1 protein-coding gene and 1 pseudogene are annotated in these 2,502 nt (G+C 79.9%); both read left to right on the top strand.

The genetic code is table 11. The features are described 5' to 3' along the window. A partial coding sequence (locus ACFUVW_RS20575; protein WP_430573151.1) for a PD-(D/E)XK nuclease family protein occupies window positions 1–2,149 on the top strand: 2,149 nt, incomplete at its 5' end. Then, a pseudogene (locus ACFUVW_RS20570) lies at window positions 2,146–2,502 on the top strand (hypothetical protein); the annotation flags it as partial. The gene ACFUVW_RS20575 and the pseudogene ACFUVW_RS20570, both read left to right, overlap by 4 nt.

Genomic DNA, 2,502 nt, shown 5'->3' with positions numbered 1-2,502 from the left:
GGTCGCGGTGCTCGCGGGCGCCGCCCAGGAGGCCGCGTTCGTGGCGCGCGAGCTGCGCGCCGAGCACCTGCTGCACGGCACGCCCTGGGAACGGATGGCGGTCGTGGCGCGCAGCGGCGACCGGCTGGCGTCGCTGCGCCGCGACCTGGTCGCGGCGTCGGTGCCGGTGGCGCTGCTCGGCTCGGACCTCCCGCTGCGCGACGAGCCGGCGGCGTCGCCCCTCCTGGCGGCGCTGCGCGTGTGCGCGGCGGGCGGTGGGGTCGACCGGCTGATCGCGGACGAGCTCGGGGAGCCCGGGGTGGGCTCCGCGCTCGACCCGGAGACGGCGGCGCTGCTGCTCACGTCCCCGGTGGGCGGGCTCGACGCGGTGGCGCTGCGCCGCCTGCGGCGCGCGCTGCGGGCGGAGGAGCTGTCGGGCGGCGGCGGCCGGTCGTCGGACGCGCTGCTCGTCGAGGTGCTGGACGACGCGGCGCGTGCCAAGACCCTGCCGACGCCGGTCCGGCGTGGGCCGCTCGCGGTCGCGCGCGTGCTCGCCGCGGGGCGGGCGGCGGCCGGCGAGCCGGGCGCCACCGCGCAGACCGTCCTGTGGGCGGTGTGGGCGGCCACGGGGCTCGCCGACCGGTGGCGCGACGCCGCGCTGGCGGGCGGCCCCGCCGGGGCGCGCGCCGACCGCGACCTGGACGCCGTCCTCGCCCTGTTCCGCGCCGCGGAGACGTACGTGGACCGCATGCCCGGCGCTCCCGTCGCGGCGTTCGTCGACTACCTCGCGTCGCAGGACCTGCCCGCCGACTCGCTCGCCGCGTCGGCGGTCGGCGCGCACGCGGTCGAGGCGCTCACCCCGGCGGGCGCGGCGGGGCGCGAGTGGGACGTCGTGGTGGTCGTCGGCGTACAGGACGGCGTGTGGCCGGACCTGCGGCTGCGCGACTCGCTGCTGGGGTCGCAGGCGCTGGTGGAGCTGCTCGCCGGGCGCTCCGACGACGCGCACGGCATGGGCCCGGAGGCCCGCCGCCAGGTGCTCGCGGACGAGCTGCGGTCGTTCGCGGTCGCCACGTCGCGGGCGCGCCGCCGGCTGGTCGTGACGGCCGTGGAGGACGCCGAGGACGCGCCGTCGGTGTTCCTCGACCTCGTGGCGCCGCCCGGCGAGGACCGCACGGGAGCGGAGGGGCCGGACCCCCGGCGGGTGACCGTGGGCCCACCGCTCGACCTGCGGGGGGTGGTCGCCGAGGCGCGCGCGACGCTGGTCCGCGCGGCCGGGCGCGGGGACGACGGCGGTCCGGTCGGCGTCGCCGCCGCGCTGCTCGCGGACCTGGCCGACGCGGGGATCGCCGAGGCGGACCCGCGCACCTGGTACGGCGTGGCCACGACGTCCAGCGAGGCGCCGCTGTGGGGGCCGGACGACGTCGTGACGGTCTCGCCGTCCAAGGTGGAGACGGTGAGCACGTGCGCCCTGAAGTGGGCGTTCGAGTCGGCGGGTGCCACGGCGCCCGACGCCACCCACCAGACGCTCGGCACGCTGGTCCACGCGATCGCGGAGGACCTGCCGAAGGCCTCGCTCACGGCGCTGCGCGCCGAGCTCGACCGCCGCTGGCCCGAGCTCGCGCTGCCCGACGGGTGGCCCGCGCGCCAGCTGCGGAACCGGGCCGAGAGGATGATCGAGCGCCTCGCCGCCTACTACGCGGAGGCGGGCGACCCGCTGCTCGTGGAGCCGGACTTCGACGTCACCGTGGGCCGGGCGCGGCTGCGCGGCAAGATCGACCGCGTCGAGGACGCGGGCGACGACGGCGTGACCGTGGCCGACCTCAAGACCGGCCGCAGCGCGCCCGCCCGCGCGAAGGCCACCGAGCACCCGCAGCTCGGGGCGTACCAGCTCGCGGTGTCCGAGGGCGCCCTCGACCTGCCGCCCGGCACACCCAGCGCGGGCGCGCGGCTGGTGTACGTCGGGACGCCGACCGTCGGTCCGACGCTGCGTGACCAGCCCGCGCTCCAGGTCGGCGAGGACGGCTCGAGCTGGGCGCGGGCGCTGGTGGAGAGCGCCGCCGACACGATGGCGGCCGGCCGCTTCACCGCGCACGAGAACGACCTGTGCCCCATGTGCCCGGTGCGCCGGTCGTGCCCGGTGCAGCCCGAGGGAAGGAACGTGATCGAGTGACCGGCGACGGCAGCACCGGGTCCGCCGTGCCCGGGCCGGGCCCCGACGGCCCCGGCGGCGACGACCTGGCCGGGGCGTTCGCGGACGAGACGTGGGCGGCGCTCGGCGAGCCCGGCCGCGAGGCCGAGCTCGGGTTCCCCGAGCTCGCGGGTCTCGGCCCCGGTGGCGTCGGCGCCGCCTCCCCGGACGCGGTGCTCTTCGACGACGCCGCCCTCCTCGGCGGCGCGGCCGCCGACGGCGGTCCCGGCGCGCCGCGGCCCGCGGAGCCGCGGCGGTCCGCGCGCGCGATCGCGGCGCTGGTGGGGCGGCCGGCGCCCCCCGCCGAGCCCGTGGCCGGCATAGAGGCGCCCCGG

Origin of the sequence: Isoptericola sp. NPDC057391, assembly GCF_042668085.1 — a bacterium.
In the GTDB taxonomy this organism is placed as follows: Bacteria; Actinomycetota; Actinomycetes; order Actinomycetales; family Cellulomonadaceae; genus Isoptericola.
The sequence above is the reverse complement of the archived record's forward strand: the minus strand, read 5'-3'. Positions and strand labels throughout refer to the sequence as shown.